22 protein-coding genes and 1 other annotated feature are annotated in these 19,541 nt (G+C 35.3%); all 22 genes read left to right on the top strand.

All coding sequences use genetic code 11. The annotated features are described in order from the left end of the window. Positions 1-59 precede the first annotated feature (59 nt). The 22 genes from polA to ACOMA7_RS01885 all read left to right on the top strand — a co-directional run bounded on the left by polA (position 60) and on the right by ACOMA7_RS01885 (position 19,540). The gene (polA, locus tag ACOMA7_RS01990; protein WP_421391606.1) at positions 60-2,708 is read left to right on the top strand and encodes a DNA polymerase I; all 2,649 of its coding nucleotides are present in this window, start codon (positions 60-62) and stop codon (positions 2,706-2,708) included. A gap of 20 nt (positions 2,709-2,728) precedes the next feature. Beyond that, positions 2,729-3,562 (top strand): bifunctional DNA-formamidopyrimidine glycosylase/DNA-(apurinic or apyrimidinic site) lyase, encoded by an 834-nt coding sequence (gene mutM, locus ACOMA7_RS01985; RefSeq protein ID WP_301945723.1) that lies wholly within the window; start codon positions 2,729-2,731, stop codon positions 3,560-3,562. Between the two features lies 1 nt (position 3,563). Further along, entirely contained in the window at positions 3,564-4,148 is a 585-nt protein-coding gene (gene coaE, locus ACOMA7_RS01980; RefSeq protein ID WP_421391604.1) for a dephospho-CoA kinase, read from the top strand. A gap of 14 nt (positions 4,149-4,162) precedes the next feature. Next, complete coding sequence (nrdR, locus tag ACOMA7_RS01975) at positions 4,163-4,633, top strand: transcriptional regulator NrdR (protein WP_034531205.1); 471 nt, start codon at positions 4,163-4,165, stop codon at positions 4,631-4,633. 12 nt (positions 4,634-4,645) lie between these two features. Beyond that, complete coding sequence (locus tag ACOMA7_RS01970; RefSeq protein WP_421391601.1) at positions 4,646-6,031, top strand: replication initiation and membrane attachment family protein; 1,386 nt, start codon at positions 4,646-4,648, stop codon at positions 6,029-6,031. Then, entirely contained in the window at positions 6,028-6,960 is a 933-nt protein-coding gene (gene dnaI / locus ACOMA7_RS01965; RefSeq protein ID WP_421391599.1) for a primosomal protein DnaI, read from the top strand. Before ACOMA7_RS01970 ends, dnaI begins: the two co-directional genes overlap by 4 nt. A 322-nt stretch (positions 6,961-7,282) precedes the next feature. Beyond that, on the top strand, positions 7,283-9,226 hold the full coding sequence (gene thrS, locus ACOMA7_RS01960; protein ID WP_034533642.1) for a threonine--tRNA ligase: 1,944 nt from the start codon (positions 7,283-7,285) through the stop codon (positions 9,224-9,226). Between the two features lie 44 nt (positions 9,227-9,270). Next, positions 9,271-9,411, top strand: a sequence feature (ribosomal protein L20 leader region). Positions 9,412-9,447: 36 nt separating this feature from the next. After that, positions 9,448-9,957, top strand: coding sequence for a translation initiation factor IF-3 (gene infC / locus ACOMA7_RS01955; RefSeq protein ID WP_034533640.1), 510 nt, complete (start codon positions 9,448-9,450; stop codon positions 9,955-9,957). Positions 9,958-10,004: 47 nt separating this feature from the next. Then, the gene (gene rpmI / locus ACOMA7_RS01950) at positions 10,005-10,193 is read left to right on the top strand and encodes a 50S ribosomal protein L35 (protein ID WP_034531197.1); all 189 of its coding nucleotides are present in this window, start codon (positions 10,005-10,007) and stop codon (positions 10,191-10,193) included. Positions 10,194-10,234: 41 nt separating this feature from the next. Then, positions 10,235-10,591: a 50S ribosomal protein L20 gene (gene rplT, locus ACOMA7_RS01945; RefSeq protein ID WP_034531196.1), complete on the top strand. Its 357-nt coding sequence runs from the start codon at positions 10,235-10,237 to the stop codon at positions 10,589-10,591. A 111-nt stretch (positions 10,592-10,702) separates the two neighbouring features. After that, positions 10,703-11,239, top strand: coding sequence for a YqeG family HAD IIIA-type phosphatase (locus ACOMA7_RS01940; RefSeq protein ID WP_034531194.1), 537 nt, complete (start codon positions 10,703-10,705; stop codon positions 11,237-11,239). Next, entirely contained in the window at positions 11,226-12,359 is a 1,134-nt protein-coding gene (gene yqeH, locus ACOMA7_RS01935; RefSeq protein WP_034533638.1) for a ribosome biogenesis GTPase YqeH, read from the top strand. The genes ACOMA7_RS01940 and yqeH overlap by 14 nt, the downstream gene beginning before the upstream one ends. Before the next feature lie 16 nt (positions 12,360-12,375). Further along, positions 12,376-12,687 (top strand): ribosome assembly RNA-binding protein YhbY, encoded by a 312-nt coding sequence (gene yhbY, locus ACOMA7_RS01930; RefSeq protein WP_034533636.1) that lies wholly within the window; start codon positions 12,376-12,378, stop codon positions 12,685-12,687. A gap of 14 nt (positions 12,688-12,701) precedes the next feature. Beyond that, entirely contained in the window at positions 12,702-13,319 is a 618-nt protein-coding gene (locus ACOMA7_RS01925; protein ID WP_034531188.1) for a nicotinate-nucleotide adenylyltransferase, read from the top strand. Continuing rightward, positions 13,312-13,923, top strand: coding sequence for a bis(5'-nucleosyl)-tetraphosphatase (symmetrical) YqeK (yqeK, locus tag ACOMA7_RS01920; RefSeq protein WP_054608114.1), 612 nt, complete (start codon positions 13,312-13,314; stop codon positions 13,921-13,923). The genes ACOMA7_RS01925 and yqeK overlap by 8 nt, the downstream gene beginning before the upstream one ends. A 14-nt stretch (positions 13,924-13,937) precedes the next feature. Beyond that, the gene (rsfS, locus tag ACOMA7_RS01915; RefSeq protein ID WP_034531185.1) at positions 13,938-14,294 is read left to right on the top strand and encodes a ribosome silencing factor; all 357 of its coding nucleotides are present in this window, start codon (positions 13,938-13,940) and stop codon (positions 14,292-14,294) included. Between the two features lie 4 nt (positions 14,295-14,298). Continuing rightward, the gene (locus ACOMA7_RS01910) at positions 14,299-15,033 is read left to right on the top strand and encodes a class I SAM-dependent DNA methyltransferase (protein WP_054483313.1); all 735 of its coding nucleotides are present in this window, start codon (positions 14,299-14,301) and stop codon (positions 15,031-15,033) included. A gap of 4 nt (positions 15,034-15,037) precedes the next feature. Continuing rightward, positions 15,038-16,159, top strand: a complete 1,122-nt coding sequence (locus ACOMA7_RS01905; protein ID WP_421391592.1) for a nucleotidyltransferase — start codon at positions 15,038-15,040, stop codon at positions 16,157-16,159. 87 nt (positions 16,160-16,246) lie between these two features. After that, positions 16,247-16,801, top strand: a complete 555-nt coding sequence (locus ACOMA7_RS01900; RefSeq protein WP_034533630.1) for a DUF177 domain-containing protein — start codon at positions 16,247-16,249, stop codon at positions 16,799-16,801. Positions 16,802-16,857: 56 nt separating this feature from the next. After that, entirely contained in the window at positions 16,858-17,037 is a 180-nt protein-coding gene (gene rpmF / locus ACOMA7_RS01895) for a 50S ribosomal protein L32 (protein ID WP_034531177.1), read from the top strand. A gap of 263 nt (positions 17,038-17,300) precedes the next feature. Next, a complete protein-coding gene (locus tag ACOMA7_RS01890; RefSeq protein WP_034531176.1) occupies positions 17,301-17,987 on the top strand; it encodes a response regulator transcription factor in 687 nt (228 codons plus the stop codon). Next, entirely contained in the window at positions 17,984-19,540 is a 1,557-nt protein-coding gene (locus ACOMA7_RS01885; protein WP_051592164.1) for a HAMP domain-containing sensor histidine kinase, read from the top strand. The genes ACOMA7_RS01890 and ACOMA7_RS01885 overlap by 4 nt, the downstream gene beginning before the upstream one ends. The last annotated feature ends 1 nt before the right edge of the window (position 19,541 follow it).

The following is a 19,541-nucleotide window of genomic DNA, read 5'->3' as shown; positions in this document are numbered from 1 at the left end:
AATATACTATGCGTGCATGTTAAAATTAAATTATCGAAGAAAACGGTAAGGAGAATTATATGTCTGATAAGAGATTATTATTAATCGATGGAAATAGTATTACTTATAAAGCTTTCTTTGCTTTAATTAAATTAGTAGATCGTTTTACTAATAACGAAGGAGTACATACTAACGCAATTTATGGTTTCAACAACATGCTAAATATCATGTTAGATAAAGTGAAACCAACTCACGTTCTGGTGGCCTTTGATGCCGGAAAAACTACATTTAGAACAGAAATGTACTCTGATTACAAGGCTGGTAGAGACAAGACTCCTGAAGAATTAGTTGAACAATTCGACTACGTAAAAGAACTATTAAAAAATCGTGGTATTAAATATTACCAACTAAAAAATTATGAAGCAGATGACATTATCGGTACACTTTCAAAACAAGCCGATGGTTTAGGATTCGATACAACCATTGTTACTGGAGATAATGATTTAACTCAACTATGTTCAGATAAGACAACTGTATCAATTTCTAACCGTGGTGTTTCTGGTGTTGTAAGATACGATACTGACTATGTTAAAGAAACAATGGGAATTACTCCTGAACAAATTATTGATTGGAAAGCCTTGAAAGGTGATTCATCTGATAACTATTCTGGTGTTACCGGTGTCGGTGACAAGACATCCCTAAAACTAGTTAAACAATTTGGCAGCGTGGAAAACCTATATGACCATCTTGATGAGGTTTCGGGTAAGAAACTAAAGGAACACCTAATTGAAGATAAGGATGAAGCTTTCCTAGCGAAGAAGTTAGCTAGAATTAATCGAGAAGCTCCTATCGAAATTTCAATTGATGATACAGTATATCAAGGAGATCATCTAGATGATTTGATCGCGTTTTATCGTCAAATGAACTTTAGAAAATTTCTTAGCGAAATGAACACCACTCAAAATGCCAATATGAAGGATATTGAATACGCTGAAGTTAGTGATGATACATTATCTGAAATCGCTAAACAAGACAGCGATAGGGTGACATTTTACCTTGGCATGGATGGTGATAACTATCATGACGCTCCATTCATTGGATTTGCTCTAAAGATTAACGAAAAGATTTACGTATCAAACGATGTTGATTATTTAAAGAGTGATCAGATTAAACAAATCATTGAAAGCAATGATGTTAAAAAAGATGTATTTGATGCTAAGAGAACCTATGTTGGTTTAAATCGTTTAGGCATTACATTAAACAACGTTGATTTTGATTTATTGCTATCTTCATACCTATTGGACACAAACGACAATAGCAATGATTTAGGTAAGGTCGCTAATCGTCATGATTATTTTGATGTTCAATCAGATGATGATGTATATGGTAAGGGCGCTAAACGTGAAATTCCTGAAGGCGACAAGTTATTCAACCATTTTGCTAGAAAGTTAAATGCCATTGACGCACTTAAAGATAAGCTATTTGATGGTTTAAAGGAAAATAACCAATGGGACCTATATACCGATGTTGAATTACCATTAACATTTGTACTAGCTAGAATGGAAATTGCTGGTGTGGTAGTTGATAAAGATGTTCTAAACGAAATGCAAAGCAAACTTTCAGAACGTTTGGAAGAAATCAAACAAACTATCTACAACGATGCCGGTGAAGAATTCAATATTGCATCCCCTAAACAACTAGGTGTAATTTTATTTGAAAAATTACAGTTACCAGTCATTAAGAAGACTAAGACCGGTTACTCAACTGCAGTAGGTGTCTTGGAACAACTTGCTCCTGACTATCCAATCGTTGAAGCAATCCTTGAATATCGTCAACTATCCAAGATTCTATCAACCTATGTTGAAGGATTATTATCTGATATTCATGGGGATGGTAAGGTTCATACTAGATACCTACAAACTCTTACCCAAACTGGAAGATTATCTTCTGTAGATCCTAATCTACAAAACATCCCGGTAAGAACTGAAGAAGGACGTAAAATCAGACAAGCATTCGTGCCTAGTCATGATAACTACCAAATCTTCTCATCCGATTATTCTCAAATTGAATTGAGAGTTCTTGCTTCTATCTCTGGTGACAAGAACATGCAAGATGAATTCATTCATAACGATGATATTCATGCATCAACCGCCAGAAGAATCTTTGGATTGAAGGATAACAGTGAAGTTACTCCTGAACTTCGTCGTCAAGCTAAGGCCGTTAACTTCGGAATTGTTTATGGTATTTCCGATTTTGGTTTAGCAAAGAATACTGGAATCAGTCGTAAAGATGCTAAGGAGTTCATCGAAAAGTACTTTGCTGAATATCCTGGTGTTAAGAAATACATGGATGAAAGTGTTGAAAGCGCAAAGAAAAATGGTTATGTTGAAACCATCCTTCACCGTCGACGCTATCTACCTGACATCAATTCAAAGAACTTTAACCTAAGATCTTTTGCAGAAAGAACAGCAATGAACTCACCAATCCAAGGTAGTGCTGCTGATATCATCAAGATTGCAATGATTAAGATGGAAAACGAATTAAACAAACGTGGCATGAAAGCCAAGATGTTATTACAAGTGCATGATGAATTGATTTTTGAAGCACCTGATGAAGAAATTGAAGTACTAAGCGAATTAGTACCAAAGGTAATGGACTCAGCTGTTGAACTTAACGTTCCGCTAAATGTTAAAAGCCATTACGGTAAAAACTGGTACAGTTTGAAATAAATTAAGTGAGGTTTAATGATATGCCTGAATTACCTGAAGTAGAAACTGTTAGAAGAGGTCTTACTAACTTAGTGGAAAGTGCTAAGGTTAAGACAATTGATGTATTATATCCAAAAATGATTAATGTTAGTGCAAAGGAATTCAAGGATACTCTAGAAGACCACACTATTAATCGTATTGATCGCCGTGGTAAATACCTATTATTTAGATTTGATAACGAAATGACTTTGGTCTCACATCTAAGAATGGAAGGTAAGTATGACGTTGAACCAGATGGAACTGAACCAACTAAACATACTCATATTATTTTTCATTTGGATGACGACCGTGAACTAAGATACAAAGATAGTCGTAAGTTTGGTCGAATGTACTTAGTTAAAAATGGTGACGAAAAGACGCTTTCTGGTTTAGGAACAATTGGTCCTGAACCAACAGATGAAACTCTAACATTTGATTACATGAAATCAATCATGAACAAGGCTAGAGGAAAGATTAAGCCATTTTTACTAAACCAAAGTAATATTGCTGGATTAGGTAATATTTACTGTGACGAAGTTTTATGGTTGACCAAGATTCATCCTGAAACTCAAACAAACTTAATTACTGATGAAGAAATTGAAGAATTAAGAAAGAACATTATTGCAGAAATAAAAATGGCAATTAAGGGACATGGAACTACTGTTCACTCTTATTCAAATGCATATGGAGAAGCTGGATCATTCCAAAACCATCTACATGTGTATGGTAGAAAAGGTGAACCTTGCGAACGTTGCGATACCTTATTAGAAAAGATTAAGGTGGCTCAACGAGGCACAACATTCTGTCCTAACTGTCAAAGAAAAGTGGTTGAATAATATGACAAGAGTAATTGGTTTGACCGGTGGAATTGCCACTGGAAAATCAACAGTGGCTGAGTATCTAGCAAGTGTTGGATACGAAATCATCGACGCTGATAAAATTACTCACCAGGTTCAATCAAAAGGCAGCAAAGGTCTAGAGGCTATTGCTGCCTTTTTTGGTAAAGATATTATCAAAGAAGATGGTGAGTTAAATCGACAAAAATTAGGTTCAATCGTGTTTAATAACAAATCTAAACTAATTGAATTAACCAGAATCATTGATCCATTCATTCGCAGCGAAGTGATTAGAAGAATTAATGAAACTACAAATGACGTTGTCATCTTAGATGCACCGACATTGTTTGAGAATGGTTATCACTTTATGTGTGATGATATTGTCAGTGTTGTCTGTGATTTTGATGAACAGGAAAAGCGCTTAATGGAACGTGATTCTCTATCCAAGGATGATGCAGAAGCAAGAATTAAGAGCCAATGGCCTTTAAAAATTAAGGCAGAATTGTCCACTTATGTGATTGATAGTAATGGAAGCATTATGCAAACACGCAATCAAGTGGTAAAATTGTTTAATAACATAGATTAATTGAGGTGAAACATATGCAATGTCCTCATTGCCATAAAAACTCTTCGAGAGTAGTTGACAGTCGTCCTGCCGAAAATGGCCAGGTAATCAGACGTCGACGTGAATGTGAAAATTGTAATTACAGATATACAACATTTGAAAGAATCGAACAAACACCATTATTAGTTATTAAGAACAACGGCAATCGTGAAGAATTTGATCACGAAAAGATTCTTCGCGGAATTATTCGTTCTGCCGAAAAACGTCCAGTGCCAATGGACGCAATGACATCTATCGCAGATAAGGTTGAAAACCGTATCCGTTCTTTAGGCGAAAACGAAGTATCAAGCCAACTAATTGGTGAATATGTGATGAAAGAACTAGTGAATGTCGATGAAATTGCTTATATTCGATTTGCTAGTGTTTATCGTCAATTTAAAGATATGACGGTCTTTTATAATGAATTAAAAGAGGTATTAGATAAGGACCAAAAAAATAAGAAATAGCGGGGAATTAATATGACAGATCAATGGCGAGAGGTAGATCCTCTATCCAAGTTTATATTGTTGGCAGATGATGATTTATCTGACTTACAAAGAACTTCTTTGGATGTTTTATATCAGCCAATCATTGGTGTCTTGCCATATGCTTTGATTAACAATTTTTGGCGTATGAGTCATGAAAGAAAGACACATCAAGCACATAGTCATTTTGAAACCTTGTCTTATTTGAGTGTCGATATGAAATCATTTTACGAGGCCCGCTTAAGATTAGAAGCGGCTGGTTTGATGAAGACATACATCAAGACTAGTGATAAGGGCGAAAAACAATATGTCTATCGTCTGGTTAGTCCACTATCCGTTAATGATTTCTTTATTGATGATTTACTAAGCGTTTCACTTTTACAAGTAATTGGTGAAGATAGATACGTTGACTTATACAATGAATTTATCCGACCTGGATTTGATTTGTCCGAATATAAAGACGTTTCAAGAAACTTCCTTCAAGTGTTTAATATTCGTGATAGCGAAGTTACCAACACACCAAAGGCTGTTCAACAAGTTAAAAATAGTATTAATGATAATAGTAGTCACGTTAAAGCCGGTCCAGTCATCGAAAAAAGTGATGACTTTGACTTTAATTTACTATTAGACATGCTAAACCAGTCTTACGTTAATACATCCGATGTTAAGAAGAATATCAATTTGATTAATTCAGAACATCAATTGTACGGTATCGATGAGATTGAAATGGCTAAATTGATTGAAAAGGCAACTAATGTTACCAATAACGTCTTTGATCCAAACAACTTTAAGATTTTAGTATCTAGACAATTTCAATCAAATGCGGATAACATATCACGTGAAGCCACCAATGCTGATAAATCTACCGAGGCAGATAGCAACGATTTAAACGCCCAGGAAAGACAATTGATTAAATCGGCCAGTGAATATGCACCAATCGAATTTTTAAACTATTTGAAGAATGCTAAGGGTGGTTATGTTCATAGCAATGAGGAACGCATGATTTCTGACTTGGTTTCTAGACAAATTCTAAAACCAGAAGTAATCAATATGATTGTTTATCATCTACTAATTGATCAAGAAAAGTCCGGTTTAAATAAGAACCTCTTTGAAGCAATTGCTGATAACTGGTCACAAAACAATGTTACCGATGCAAGTAAGGCAATTACTTTCATCAAGAACAGACAAAAAGAATTAAACAAACCTAGAAAACCACGTTTCAATAACAATCGTAAGATGACGGTTAAAGAAACCCTTCCTGATTGGGCAAAAGATAACGAAAAGCCAAAGGAATATGGTAAGGTTAACGAAGATAAGAAAAAAGAACTAGAAGCAAGAATTCAAAAGCTTCGTAACAGTAGAAAAGAGGGTAGAGAATGAAAAACTTAAGTGATGAATTTGCAAAGACTTTAAGCAAACCAAAATACAACGAACGTTACCAACAATCAGTCAATGCTGTTTTAAATAATGAAGACGTTAAGTCGTTTTTAAACAAGCACAAAGACGAATTGGAAGACGATGTTGTAAAACGCTCAATGTCAAAACTATATGAATTCGTGCAAGAAAATAACAAACTAAAGAACAATCAACCCACAACAATTCCTGGATATACGCCAGTATTAGTTGTTAATAAGGGATTGGTTGATATTTCATACGTTCCTACACAAGAAACTAAGGACAACATGAAGAAGGCCAAAGTGCTTAAACGAATCCACGCGGTTGCAATGCCTAAGAACATTAAAAACGTCACATTGGATCAATTTGATTTAAGTGAAAATGATTACCGTATGAATGCGATGGGGATGGTCACTGATTTTATCGAGGAATATACCAATGCACCTAAGAAGTGGCACCAAGGGATGTATCTATACGGTGAATTCGGTGTTGGAAAAACTTTCCTAATGGCTGCAATGGCCAATGAGTTAGCTAAGAATGGATTTGAAGTAACATTGGTTCACTTCCCAAGCTTTGCAGTGGAAATGAAAAGTGCGATTTCCAGTAACTTGGTTGCTGACAAATTAGATACAATTAAGAAGACACCAGTCCTAATCCTAGATGATATTGGTGCTGATTCTATGTCTTCATGGGTAAGGGATGATATCTTGGGTGTTATTCTTGAATACAGAATGCAAAACTCGCTAAGTACATTCTTTACTTCAAACTTCTCAATGCAACAATTTGAAGAAGAACACCTAGCTGTTAACAATAAGGGTGACGTAGAACCACTAAAGGCTAAACGAATCATGCAACGTGTTCACTACTTGGCAAAAGAAGTAGGGATGTTTGGTCAAAATCGTCGCCCACAATAATTAATGCTTGACAATTTAAGCGTGACTGTCGATAATAAAGACAGTTAATAAAAGACATGATTTTAAATCTCGACTTACAGGGAGAGGATACATTTGCTGGAAGTATCTTCATGTTCAGGTTTGAAGTTACCACTTTTATTTTAAATCAGAGGAAAATTCTGAATCGGGTTGTTTCGTTATAGACTATTATGAGGCCTATTTGTTTGTGCAGGTAGGTAGAATTCGGGTGGAACCACGTTTATAACGTCCTTAGTGTCTATTTATTTAGATGCTAGGGACTTTTTTGTTTCTATTCGAAAATTACACAAGGGAGTGCTCTATTATGGCAAAGATTTCATTTGAATTTCCTGACGGTAGCGTAAAAGAATTCGATCAGGGAGTAACTACTGAAGATATCGCTAAATCAATCTCAATTAGTTTAGCTAAGAAATCAGTAGCTGGTAAGATTGACGGAAAAATGGTTGAAATTGATTTACCACTTGAAAAAGGTGGCAAGATTGAAATCGTTACAAAAGATACAGAAGATGGTCTAAAGGTTCTACGTCAAACAGCTTCACAATTGTTAAAAGCTGCCCTTGCTGACCAATTTAACAACATCCAATTTGGTGAAAGTACTTCTGACGAAGATGGTTTCTTCGTTGATACTGATAAACGTGATTCACAAGTTAGTGCCGATGAACTACCACAAGTAGAAGAACGTATTAATAAAATGGTTTCAGACAATGTAAAAATTGAAAGAAAAGTATTATCTCTAGAAGATGCTTTAAAGCAAGTTGATGGAGATCCATACCAAGCTAAGTTAGTTAACGAATTAGCTGAAGACGGTCAAGTTGTCTTTTACCAAATCGGTGATTACCTAGGTTTAGGTGAAGGTGTTGTATTACCAGAAGCTAAGGCTGTTAAGGAATACAAATTACTTTCAGTTGCCGGTGCATACTGGGAAGGTAAATCATCAAACCCAATGCTACAAAGAATCTTCGCTACAGCATTCTACAAGAAAGCTGATTTAGAAGAAGATCTAAAGAGAAGACAAGAAGCTAAAGAAAGAGACCACAGAGTTATCGGAAACAAGTTAGACTTATTCTTCGTTGACCCTAAGGTTGGTGCTGGTTTAGCTTACTGGATGCCAAATGGTGCTACTATCCGTCGTGTTGTTGAAAGATACATCATTGATAAGGAATTAGCTAACGGTTACCAACACGTTATCACACCAGTTCTAATGAACCTAGATGCTTACAAGACATCTGGTCACTGGCAACACTACCGTGAAGACATGTTCCCACCAATGGACATGGGTGATGGTGAAGAACTAGAACTACGTCCTATGAACTGCCCTAGTCACATCCAAATCTTCAAGCACCACATTCGTTCATACCGTGAACTACCAATGAGAATTGCTGAACTTGGTATGATGCACAGATACGAAAAATCAGGTGCTTTATCAGGTCTACAACGTGTTCGTGAAATGACTCTAAATGATGGTCACACATTCTTAAGACTAGACCAAATCCAAGACGAATTTAAGAAGGTTCTTGGTTTAATGGTTGAAGTATACAAAGACTTCGATATTAAGAACTATCACTTCAGATTAAGTTACAGAGATCCTAAGAACACTGAAAAGTACTTCGATGATGAAGAAATGTGGAGCAAGTCACAATCAATGCTTAAGGGTGCCATGGATGACCTTGGCCTAGACTACGTTGAAGCCGAAGGTGAAGCAGCATTCTACGGTCCTAAGCTTGATGTTCAAACTTACACTGCAATGGGTAATGAAGAAACTCTATCAACTATTCAATTAGACTTCATGTTACCTGAAAGATTTGATCTACACTATGTTGGTGAAGATGGTGAAGAACACCGTCCAGTTATGATGCACCGTGGTTTAGTTTCAACTATGGAAAGATTTATTGCTTACCTAATCGAAGTATACAAGGGTGCATTCCCAACTTGGTTAGCTCCAAAGCAAGTTAAAGTTATTCCAGTAAGTATGGAAAAATACGGTGACTACGCTAAGGAAGTTAACAGCAAATTAGCTGCATTAGGTATCCGTACAAGTGTTGATGACAGAAACGAAAAGATGGGTTACTTAATTCGTGATGCTCAAACTAACAAGATTCCATACACAATCGTCGTTGGTGAAAGTGAAATGAACTCAAACCAAGTTTCTGTACGTAAGTACGGTGAACAAGATAGTGAAAGTCTAAGTCTTGATGACTTCATCAAAGAAATTCAAGAAGATATTAGTAACTATTCAAGAGAAAAATAATAAATGTTATTGACATGTACCACTCATGTGGTATTATATAAGTAACGAAAAAGCAGAAGCATCCCGCTTCTCGCCTGAGTGATCGAAAGAGATGGCTAGGCATGATATCGGATTAACCTTTGATTTAATGTTCAAAGGACCAAAAGCGGGTGCTCAACTGTGGGCATCCGCTTTTTTCTGCTTTTTAATATACTTGGAGGTGAATTACCATAGCAAACGATATGATGGTTAATGATGGAATTCGAGCTCGCGAAGTTCGTTTAATTGGTGCTGATGGTGATCAATTAGGTATTAAGTCAAAGGACGAAGCAATGCAAATTGCTGAAGCTGCTGGATTAGATTTAGTAGTTGTTGCTCCAAAGGCTAAGCCAATGGTTGCTAAAGTTATTGATTACGGAAAATACCGTTTCGAACAACAAAAGAAAGCTCGTCTATCTCGTAAGAAGCAAAAGGTAGTTAGTGTTAAGGAAATTAGATTAAGTCCAACTATTGATACTAATGATTTTAATACTAAGTTGAAGAGAGCTAAGACATTCATCGCAAAAGGTGAAAAAGTTCGAGTTTCAATTCGCTTTAAGGGACGTGCCATCACACATAAGGAAATTGGTCGTGATGTTTTAAACAGAATGGCAGATTCTACATCAGATGTTGCTAGCGTTACTCAACGAGCAAAAATGGATGGAAGAAGTATGTTCCTAATGCTCGCACCTAAGTCAAGCGATAAAAATTAGATAGTATTTTTATAATACTTAAGTTAAATTAAGGGAGGATTTTTTCAATGCCAAAGACTAAATCAAATCGTGCAATTGCAAAGCGTTTCAAGAAAACTGCTAAGGGTGGTTTAAAGAGTGCTAACGCATTCACAAGTCACCGTTTCCACGGTAAGACAAAGAAACAACGTCGTAACCTACGTGGTACAAGCATGGTAAACGATACATTAGCAAGCAAATACACAAAGATGTTTTAATTAATACTTTTAAGTAAGACATAATTTAGGAGGATTTAAATATGCCAAGAGTTAAGGGTGGAACAGTTACTCATGCACGTCGTAAGCGTGTTTTAAAAGAAGCTAAAGGTTACCGTGAAGGTAAGCACAGTCTATTCAAGACTGCTAAAGATCAAGTTATGAAGTCACGTGAATACGCATTCCGTGATCGTCGAGCAAACAAAGGAAACTTCAGAAGATTATGGATTGCTCGTATCAATGCTGCTGCTCGTATGAACGGCTTAAGCTACAGCAAGTTAATGCACGGTTTGAAACTTTCAAACATTGAAATGAACCGTAAGATGCTAGCTGACTTAGCAGTTAACGATGAAAAAGCATTTGCTTCATTAGCAGAAACTGCAAAGAAAGCTATTAAATAATCTATAAAAACTTTCACCACTTAAGGTAAGTAGGTGGGAGTTTTTTTCTTATTATGGGCACCGCTAATTTTGGTGCTCATATAATACATAATATTATTGAGGAGAATTAAAATGATTTCTAAGTTTAAACCAACATGGATGATTCCAGTCGTATATAATATTTCACCATCAAAACTAAAAGACATGGGGATTAAGGCCGTTTTTAGTGATCTAGATAATACCTTGATTCCTTGGAATAATCCTGATGGAACTCCTCAATTAAGAGAATGGATATCTGAGCTCAAGAAAAACAATATTGAATTAATTGTTATTTCAAATAATAAACATAGCCGAGTTCAAAGAGCGTTAAGAAGTTTGAAATTAAACTTCATCTCACGCTCCTTAAAGCCATTACCTAGAGGTATTAATAAGGCTTTGAGAGATTACCATTTACACCACAAAGAAGTAATTATGTGTGGAGATCAATTATTAACTGATGTTTGGGCTTCAAACAATGCAAACGTTAGAAGTGTGTTAGTTAAGCCATTAATTGAATCCGATGCTTGGAATACTAAGCCTAATCGCTTCTTAGAAAAATTAATATGGAAAAAATTAAGAAACAAATATGATGATTTAGACTGGCAGGAGGATATAAATGACAGAAATTAATCAATTACAAGATGAAGAAATTAGATGTATTGGTTGTGGTGCGTTAATTCAAACCACAAATCCTGATGAACTAGGATACACTCCTAACTCTGCTCTTGAAAAGGGAAAAGAAAGTGGCGAAATCTACTGCCAACGTTGTTTTAGATTACGTCACTATAATGAAATTTCACCAGTTAGCTTAACTGATGATGATTTCTTGAAACTATTAAACCAAATTAGAGATGCTAATGCGCTTATCGTATACTTGGTTGATGTCTTTGACTTTAACGGAAGCTTGATTCCTGGATTACACCGTTTCGTAGGTGATAACCCAATCATGTTGGTTGGTAACAAGTCTGACTTGCTACCAAACTCACTAAAACGTTCTAAACTAAAGGATTGGATTAGACAACGTGCTAATGAAGCCGGAATTCGTCCAATTGATGTTGAACTAGTTTCTGCTAAAACTAATGAATCAGTTGATGATTTATTGAAGAACATCGATAAGTACAGAAATGATCGTGACGTCTATGTTGTAGGTGTTACTAACGTTGGTAAGTCAACATTGATTAACCAAATCATTAGACAAAACACTGGAATTAAGGAACTAATCACTACTTCAAGATTCCCTGGAACTACATTAGATAGAATCTCAATTGATTTGGAAGATGGACATGAATTAGTAGATACACCAGGTATCATTCATAAAGAACAAATGGCACATTACCTAAACGGTAAGGATCTAAAGATTGTTCAACCACAAAAGCCAATCAAGCCAAAAGTTTATCAATTGAACCCAGAACAAACACTATTCTTTGGTGGTGTTGCCCGTTTTGATTACGTTCAAGGTGACAAGAAGCATGGTTTTACTGTTTATGTTGAAAACAACTTACTAATTCACCGTACTAAGTTAGCAAATGCTGACAGCTTCTACGACAAGCATTTTGGTGAATTATTAACTCCACCAAGTAGTGAATCAATTGATGATTTTCCAGAATTGGTTCGTTTCGAATTCAAGACCGATCAAAAGAGCGATTTAGTATTCGAAGGACTTGGATGGATTACCGTTCCAGCTGGTGTAGTTGTAGCTGGATGGGCACCTAAGGGTGTAGACGTATTAGTTAGAAGAGCAATGATATAAAAAGCGAGGTACAAAATTGAAATTACGCGGAAAACAAAAAAGATATTTAAGATCACAAGCTAACAGAATGAAACCTTTATTCTCTGTTGGAAAGAATGGTTTAAACGAAACTTGGTTAGAACAAGTATTGGATGCTTTACACAGACGTGAACTAATCAAGGTTAACATTCAACAAAATTCTGATTTAGAAGTTAGTGATGTTCAAGAATACATTGAAGCAAACAGTGACATCAATGTTGTTCAAACAATTGGAAAGACATTACTATTATTCTTACCTGCAAGTAAGGAAAAGTTCCAAATTTACTCTGTAGAAGTTAGAAATATTTAGAGGAGTTCTTATCAATGCATAGTGAAAAGGTGCAAACTTTACCTAAGTTAAAATCTTTAAACAAGCGCAAAAAAATCGGGATTATTGGTGGAACCTTTAATCCGATTCATAATGGTCATCTATTTATTGCGGATCAAGTAAGGAGTCAATTAGGACTAGAAAAGGTATACTTCATGCCTGATTTCATCCCACCTCACGTTGATCATAAAGATGCAATTGATGCTGATGACCGCGTCAATATGGTTAATCTAGCAATCAACGATAATGATAAGTTTGATATTGAAATGCTAGAAATCATCAATCGTGGTAAAAGTTACACTTACAACACTATGGTAGAATTAAAGAGAAGACATCCCGACTATGAATACTACTTTATTATTGGTGGTGACATGGTTGAATACCTACCTAAATGGTATCGTGTTGATGATTTATTTAAACTAACTCATTTTGTAGGTGTTAGAAGGGAAAATTATCCAATGTCGACTAACTATCCAGTGATATGGGTAGATGTCGCCAAGCTGGACATATCTTCAACCTTAATTCGTAAACTGGTATCTAACCATCAATCAATTCGATACTTGGTTCCAGATGCAGTTTTAAAATATATAAAGGAGCATCATCTTTATGAATAATGTTGAATTAACATATACAAATAAGTACATCCCTTTATCCAGAGAAGAACTAATCGAAAAACTAAACAATGCTTTAACCCAATCAAGATTTGAACACGTTTTACGTGTTGAACAAATGGCGATTGAACTAGCAAAGAAAAATAATGTAGATGTTGAAAAAGCAAGTGTTGCAGGACTTTGCCACGATTATGCTAAGCAAAGACCTGATGACGATTTCATCCAACTAATTAAGAAATATCGTTTGGATGACTTATTGTTGCAATACGGTAATGCAATTTGGCATGGTGAAGTTGGTTACTTAATGGTTCAAAACGAATTAGGTGTTACTGATATCGATATCTTGAATTCCATTAAGCATCACACCACCGGTGCAAAGTACATGTCAAAGCTAGAACAAATTGTATACATGGCCGACTATATCGAAATGGGACGCGACTTCCCAGGTGTAGAAGAAGCACGTGAGATTACATTTAATAATCTAGCTGACGGGGTGGCATATCAAACTAAGCACACTCTACAATATTTAATTAGTGCCAATAAACCCGTTTATCCAAAGACCATTGATACCTATAACGAATGGGTAAATGGATCAAACATCAAATAACGAGGAGATTTCAAATGAATAGTAAAGAAAAATTAGAAGTAATTGTTAAAGCAGCGGACAGTAAGAGAGCTCACAACATCGTTGCTTTAAACGTCCACGAAGTTAGTTTAATGGCTGACTACTTCGTAATCATGGATGCAGCATCAAACAGACAAGTTAAGTCTATTGCTGATGAAGTTGCTGACCAAGCTGAAGAAGCTGGTATCAGTGTTAAAGAAGTAGAAGGTAAAGACACTGCTAAATGGATTTTATTGGACTTAGGTGACGTTATTGTGCACGTATTCCAAGAAGATGAAAGAGAATACTACAACCTAGAAAAACTATGGTCAGATGCTGATTCAGTAGACGTTTCAGAATGGGTTAAGGACTAGTCAAATGATTTATCAAGAATTCGCAAAATTCTATGATGAATTATTTGATGAAACTATGTATGATCAATGGCTTTCTTTTGTAAAAGCAAATGTATCAAAGAATGATTCAATTATGGACATGGCTTGTGGAACCGGACGCTTATTAGCGCTGCTTGCCGCTCAAAACTATAATGTTTGTGGTATGGACTTATCTGAAGACATGCTTACACTAGCAGAAGAACATTTAAGAGATATTAAACCAGATATGCCATTAATTCAAGGTGACATGACTGAAATGGAAGGAATTCCTAACTTTGATGTGATTACCTGTTTTGATGATTCATTATGTTACTTGCCAGATCAAAACGTACTACAGACTGCTTTTGAAAAGGTACATGAACATCTAAATGATGATGGACAATTCTTATTTGATGTAATTACGCCATATCAAACAGATGTCGTATATCCGGGATACATGTATAATTACCATGATGATAGCAATGCTTTCATGTGGCAATCATACTTAGGTGATGAAGATCACTCAGTAGAACATGACTTAGTATTTTTTAAGTACAACGAGTCAATCAATGCATATGATCAATTTAGTGAAATTCATTTGGAAAGAACTTATAAAGTTGATATTTACATTGATTTATTGAAGAACGCAGGATTCAAAGATATCAAGGTTAGTGCTAACTTTGGTAAAGACGAAATCACTGATACTACAACTAGATGGTTCTTTGTATGTAAGAAGGGATGATTCGATGAAAGCTGTTGGTATAATTGCTGAATATAACCCGTTTCATAATGGGCATAAGTACCAAATTGAGCAGGCAAGACAAGCAACCAATGCTGACGCAGTCATCGTAATTATGTCAGGAAATTGGGTACAAAGAGGCCAACCTGCTATATTAGATAAATGGACTAGGGCACAAATGGCAATGGAAAATGGTGCTGATATGGTAATTGAGTTACCAGTGCAATGTGCCGTGCAGCCTGCTGATATATTTGCTAGGCACGCAGTGAACATTTTAGCTAGTCTTAAGTGTGAGTGGCTATCATTTGGTAGTGAACATCCAAACATTAACTTTAATGAGCTGGCTAATGTTGATTTAAAGGAAACTAAAATAGATCATGATTACACCAAAAGCTATGCTGAGTTAATCAGGGATGCATTAACTAATGCGACTGGAGAAGATGTCAGTGCACCAAATGATGTATTGGCGTTAAACTATGCAATTGCTAACCAAAAAAATAATCACCAAATGAAGCTAGTTCCGATTAAGAGAAACGGTGCTAACCATCATGATTGTGATTTAAATAACGATGGGGTAATTGCTAGTGCTTCTGCAATAAGAGCTGCTATCTTAAATAATAGTAAGAAATTGGTCCAATATCTTCCCGATAGCATTGATATCGAAGCTTTAAAGAATCATGTTGATTGGGAAGATTTCTGGCCATTATTAAAATATAAGATTGAAACATCAAGTATTGATGAATTAAATCATATCTATCAAATGACTGAGGGATTAGAATATAGACTAAAGAAGTATATCTATGAATCACATTCTTTTGATGAGTTTCTACACTTGGTTAAATCTAAACGCTACACATACGCAAGACTTCAACGTTTATTCGTTTATACGCTCTTAAATTGGCGTAAAAGCGATGATTTGAGTCAAGAGTATGTCAGAGTATTAGGCTTTAATAAAAGCGGTAGAGCGTATTTGAATGACATTAAGAAGCAAGTAGAACTACCTGTAATTACTAAGATTAATAAGGAACTATCTGAATCAGAATTAAATTTTGATGTAGTATCTGGTAGGATTTATGAAAATATAAATCATATTCCTCAAGATGCAGGAAAAATTCCATTAATTTATTAATTTTTAGGCCGGGTATCAAGGATATGACCTTGACAAACTAACTTCTTAATATGTATAATTAACGCTGTTGCATTAGGAGGAATAGACATGAAATGGTTCTTAAAGGAACTATCCGAATACAAAAACAAGCCACTTTCAGTATCAGAAGATATGAACTTATCTGATGATATTATGAGTAGATATAGCAAATATGTTATTTCTGCTGATGACGATATTCACGTTGCTGCTAACGTTTTCTCTGAAAACGGTGATGCAATTGTGACTGCTCGTGTAACAGGTAAGATTGTGGTTCCTTCATCAAGATCATTAACTCCGGTTGAGTTACCATTGGATTTCTCAATTAACGAAGTTTATGTTGAAACTAATTTGCGCTTGAAAGAACGTGAAGATGAAGGTGAAATTGCTTTCCTAGTAGATGACGAAGGCGAAATTGATTTTGATAAATCAGTTGCCGACAACATCATCCTACAAATTCCAATGCACATTTTGTCTCCTGAGGAAATCGAAACTGGTAAAATGCCAGAAGGAAATGACTGGGAAGTTATTTCCGAAGATGATTTAGCCGAAAAAGAGGCAAATGATAAAAAAGTAGATCCACGTCTTGCTAAGTTAAAGAACTTCTTTGACGATAGTGATAATTAAGCAAGACTTAAAAATTTTTCACTAGTGGATATTTTAATATAAAGGGGGTTTTTGCATTGGCTGTACCAGCAAGAAGAACTTCAAAAGCTAAGAAGGGTATGCGTCGTGGTCACATTAAGTTGGCTAACCCAGGTTTGAGTGCTTGCCCAAACTGTGGTGAATTACGTAAACCTCACATGGTATGTCCTAGTTGTGGATACTATGATGGAAAACAAGTTGTTAATGAAAACAACTAATTAAATAAAAAAGCTACCAGAACACCATGGGTCCTGGTAGCTTTTTTTGTTATGTAAGTATAATTATTTTATTTATTTAAACATTTATATTAAACTTAAATCGAGAGAATGGTTCGTTTTCTAATTTAAAATAGTAAATTGGTGAAAAAATTTAAGATTTTAATAATAATATTCGGATTAAGCTCTTCTATTATGAGAAAAAACGTGATAAAATGTACAAAGTAAGTTAAGATTTTCTAAAATAAATGGAGAGGTGTAATTTAATGAGCCGTATTTTGATAATTGAAGATGAAAAAAGCTTAGCTAGATTTGTAGAGTTAGAGTTGAAGCATGAAGGTTACGAAACTCAAGTAGCCTTAGACGGTCGCGAAGGACTAGAAGAAGCACTAAACAACGACTATGATGTTATTCTTTTAGATCTTATGTTACCAAAGCTTAATGGTATGGAAGTTGCTAGAAGACTTCGTGAAAAGAAGACAACTCCAATCATTATGATGACAGCAAGAGATTCTGTTATTGATAGAGTTTCAGGATTCGATCATGGTGCAGATGACTACATCGTTAAGCCATTTGCTATCGAAGAATTATTAGCTCGTGTTAGAGCATTACTTCGTCGTATTGATATCGAAGGTGACGAAAACGCTGAAGATCAAAAGGTTGTTTACTTTAAGGACATTACTGTCGAAAAAGAAAGTAGAATCGTAAAACGTGGAGACGATATTATCGACTTAACTAAGCGTGAATACGAATTACTACTTACTTTAATGGAAAACGTAAACGTTGTATTAGCTAGAGACGTTCTTTTAACTAAGGTTTGGGGATACGATTCAAGTGCTGAAACAAACGTTGTTGATGTTTACATCCGTTACCTAAGAAACAAAATTGATAGACCTGATCAAAAGAGCTACATCCAAACTGTTAGAGGAACCGGTTACGTGATGAGATCATGATTTCCAACCATGATGATAAAGTTTCAAAGACAGTAAGCAGCAATCGAAGATGGTTTTCTCTTAAATGGAAATGGTCAATTGGATCAGCAATTATAATTTTTGTAATTCTATCAATTTTTTCTTTTTTGATTTACAACCGTTTTTCTGATGTCTTATTACACCAGGAGAACTCACGTACTATTGAATCGGATGTAACGATATCAAATCGATTAAGAACGATTAATCGATCATTGGATGAAAAGACAGTTAGTTCTGCTTTAAATCCAAACAGTGGTTTTAGGGACGGCAACCCTAATAATGGAATGTCGACAGACGTTTATTCTGATTCTATTTATACTAACTTATTTAGTAAGGATATCGTGGTTAGTGTATACAATAAGAATTCAGACCAAATCTTCTCATCGAAGAAGTCGCCAAAAAAGATTTACAATTTCAAACCGGTAGATAGCCGCAAAACGGTTATTACCAAGAACTCAGGTAAGACAATCTTAGTTTTAGATTCACCAATCTATTCTGCCAAGACGCATGAATTAATTGGTTATCTAAGAGTAGTTGATTCAATGTCTGACTACAATTTGTACATTAACAAATTAGCCGGAATTTTATTTGTAATTTTAATTATTGGTATCTTCTTCTCTGCTGCATTGTCGTACTTCCTATCATCATACATGCTTCGTCCAATCAAGATTATCTCTAACACCATTCACAGTGTTAAAGAATCTCCTGAAACGGACAGTCGTGTGCCTAAGTTGACTCAAAATGATGAGTTGACTGACTTAGGGGACTTATTCAATGATATGATTGATACAATGCAAAGATACATTGATCAACAACAACAATTCGTTGAAGATGTTTCCCATGAATTAAGAACTCCGGTCGCTGTAATTCAGGGACACTTAGACATGCTTTCTCGTTGGGGAAAGGATGACCCTGAAGTCCTAGATGAATCAATTAAATCTTCAATCTACGAAATTAATCGTATGAAGAGTTTAGTTCAAGAAATGTTAGATCTTTCTCGTGCTGAACAAGTTGAAATCAACTATGGAAACAAGACAACGGATGTTCAAGATGTTGTTCATCAACAATACAATGATTTCCAAATGATTCACCCTGATTACAAGTTCATCTTAGATGATGATATTGGGGAAGAAACAATCATTCAAATTTACCGTAATCACTTGGAACAAATCTTGATTATCTTGTTAGACAATGCTGTTAAGTATTCTAAACAAAGAAAGGAAATTCATATTTCACTTTCTCGTAAGTATCGTTATGTCGATATTGCGGTTCAAGATTTTGGTGAAGGATTAAGCCAAGAAAGCATTGATAAAATCTTTAACAGATTCTATCGTGTTGATAAGGCTAGAAGTCGTAACCAAGGTGGTAATGGTTTAGGACTATCAATCGCTAAGCGTTTGGTAGAGGCCTATAACGGTAAGATTAATGTTGAAAGTTCATCGGGATATGGATCAATCTTTACAATTTCATTCCCAATCCTTTCAAAGGATAAGATTGAACATTTGAAACAACTAGATATGAATACTAAGCAATAAG

The organism is Apilactobacillus intestinapis (assembly GCF_049166695.1).
Classification (GTDB): Bacteria; Bacillota; Bacilli; order Lactobacillales; family Lactobacillaceae; genus Apilactobacillus; species Apilactobacillus kunkeei_C.
The sequence above is the reverse complement of the archived record's forward strand: the minus strand, read 5'-3'. Positions and strand labels throughout refer to the sequence as shown.

Excerpts from the sequence above, each read along its gene's own strand:
- yqeK (WP_054608114.1), top strand. The coding sequence starts at position 13,312 with ATGAATAATGTTGAATTAACATATACAAATAAGTACATCCCTTTATCC.
- ACOMA7_RS01900 (WP_034533630.1), top strand. The coding sequence starts at position 16,247 with ATGAAATGGTTCTTAAAGGAACTATCCGAATACAAAAACAAGCCACTT.
- polA (WP_421391606.1), top strand. The coding sequence starts at position 60 with ATGTCTGATAAGAGATTATTATTAATCGATGGAAATAGTATTACTTAT.
- ACOMA7_RS01885 (WP_051592164.1), top strand. The coding sequence starts at position 17,984 with ATGATTTCCAACCATGATGATAAAGTTTCAAAGACAGTAAGCAGCAAT.
- mutM (WP_301945723.1), top strand. The coding sequence starts at position 2,729 with ATGCCTGAATTACCTGAAGTAGAAACTGTTAGAAGAGGTCTTACTAAC.
- yqeH (WP_034533638.1), top strand. The coding sequence starts at position 11,226 with ATGACAGAAATTAATCAATTACAAGATGAAGAAATTAGATGTATTGGT.
- dnaI (WP_421391599.1), top strand. The coding sequence starts at position 6,028 with ATGAAAAACTTAAGTGATGAATTTGCAAAGACTTTAAGCAAACCAAAA.
- coaE (WP_421391604.1), top strand. The coding sequence starts at position 3,564 with ATGACAAGAGTAATTGGTTTGACCGGTGGAATTGCCACTGGAAAATCA.
- ACOMA7_RS01940 (WP_034531194.1), top strand. The coding sequence starts at position 10,703 with ATGATTTCTAAGTTTAAACCAACATGGATGATTCCAGTCGTATATAAT.
- ACOMA7_RS01910 (WP_054483313.1), top strand. The coding sequence starts at position 14,299 with ATGATTTATCAAGAATTCGCAAAATTCTATGATGAATTATTTGATGAA.
- thrS (WP_034533642.1), top strand. The coding sequence starts at position 7,283 with ATGGCAAAGATTTCATTTGAATTTCCTGACGGTAGCGTAAAAGAATTC.
- ACOMA7_RS01970 (WP_421391601.1), top strand. The coding sequence starts at position 4,646 with ATGACAGATCAATGGCGAGAGGTAGATCCTCTATCCAAGTTTATATTG.
- ACOMA7_RS01905 (WP_421391592.1), top strand. The coding sequence starts at position 15,038 with ATGAAAGCTGTTGGTATAATTGCTGAATATAACCCGTTTCATAATGGG.
- infC (WP_034533640.1), top strand. The coding sequence starts at position 9,448 with ATGATGGTTAATGATGGAATTCGAGCTCGCGAAGTTCGTTTAATTGGT.
- rplT (WP_034531196.1), top strand. The coding sequence starts at position 10,235 with ATGCCAAGAGTTAAGGGTGGAACAGTTACTCATGCACGTCGTAAGCGT.
- rpmI (WP_034531197.1), top strand. The coding sequence starts at position 10,005 with ATGCCAAAGACTAAATCAAATCGTGCAATTGCAAAGCGTTTCAAGAAA.
- ACOMA7_RS01890 (WP_034531176.1), top strand. The coding sequence starts at position 17,301 with ATGAGCCGTATTTTGATAATTGAAGATGAAAAAAGCTTAGCTAGATTT.
- nrdR (WP_034531205.1), top strand. The coding sequence starts at position 4,163 with ATGCAATGTCCTCATTGCCATAAAAACTCTTCGAGAGTAGTTGACAGT.
- rsfS (WP_034531185.1), top strand. The coding sequence starts at position 13,938 with ATGAATAGTAAAGAAAAATTAGAAGTAATTGTTAAAGCAGCGGACAGT.
- ACOMA7_RS01925 (WP_034531188.1), top strand. The coding sequence starts at position 12,702 with ATGCATAGTGAAAAGGTGCAAACTTTACCTAAGTTAAAATCTTTAAAC.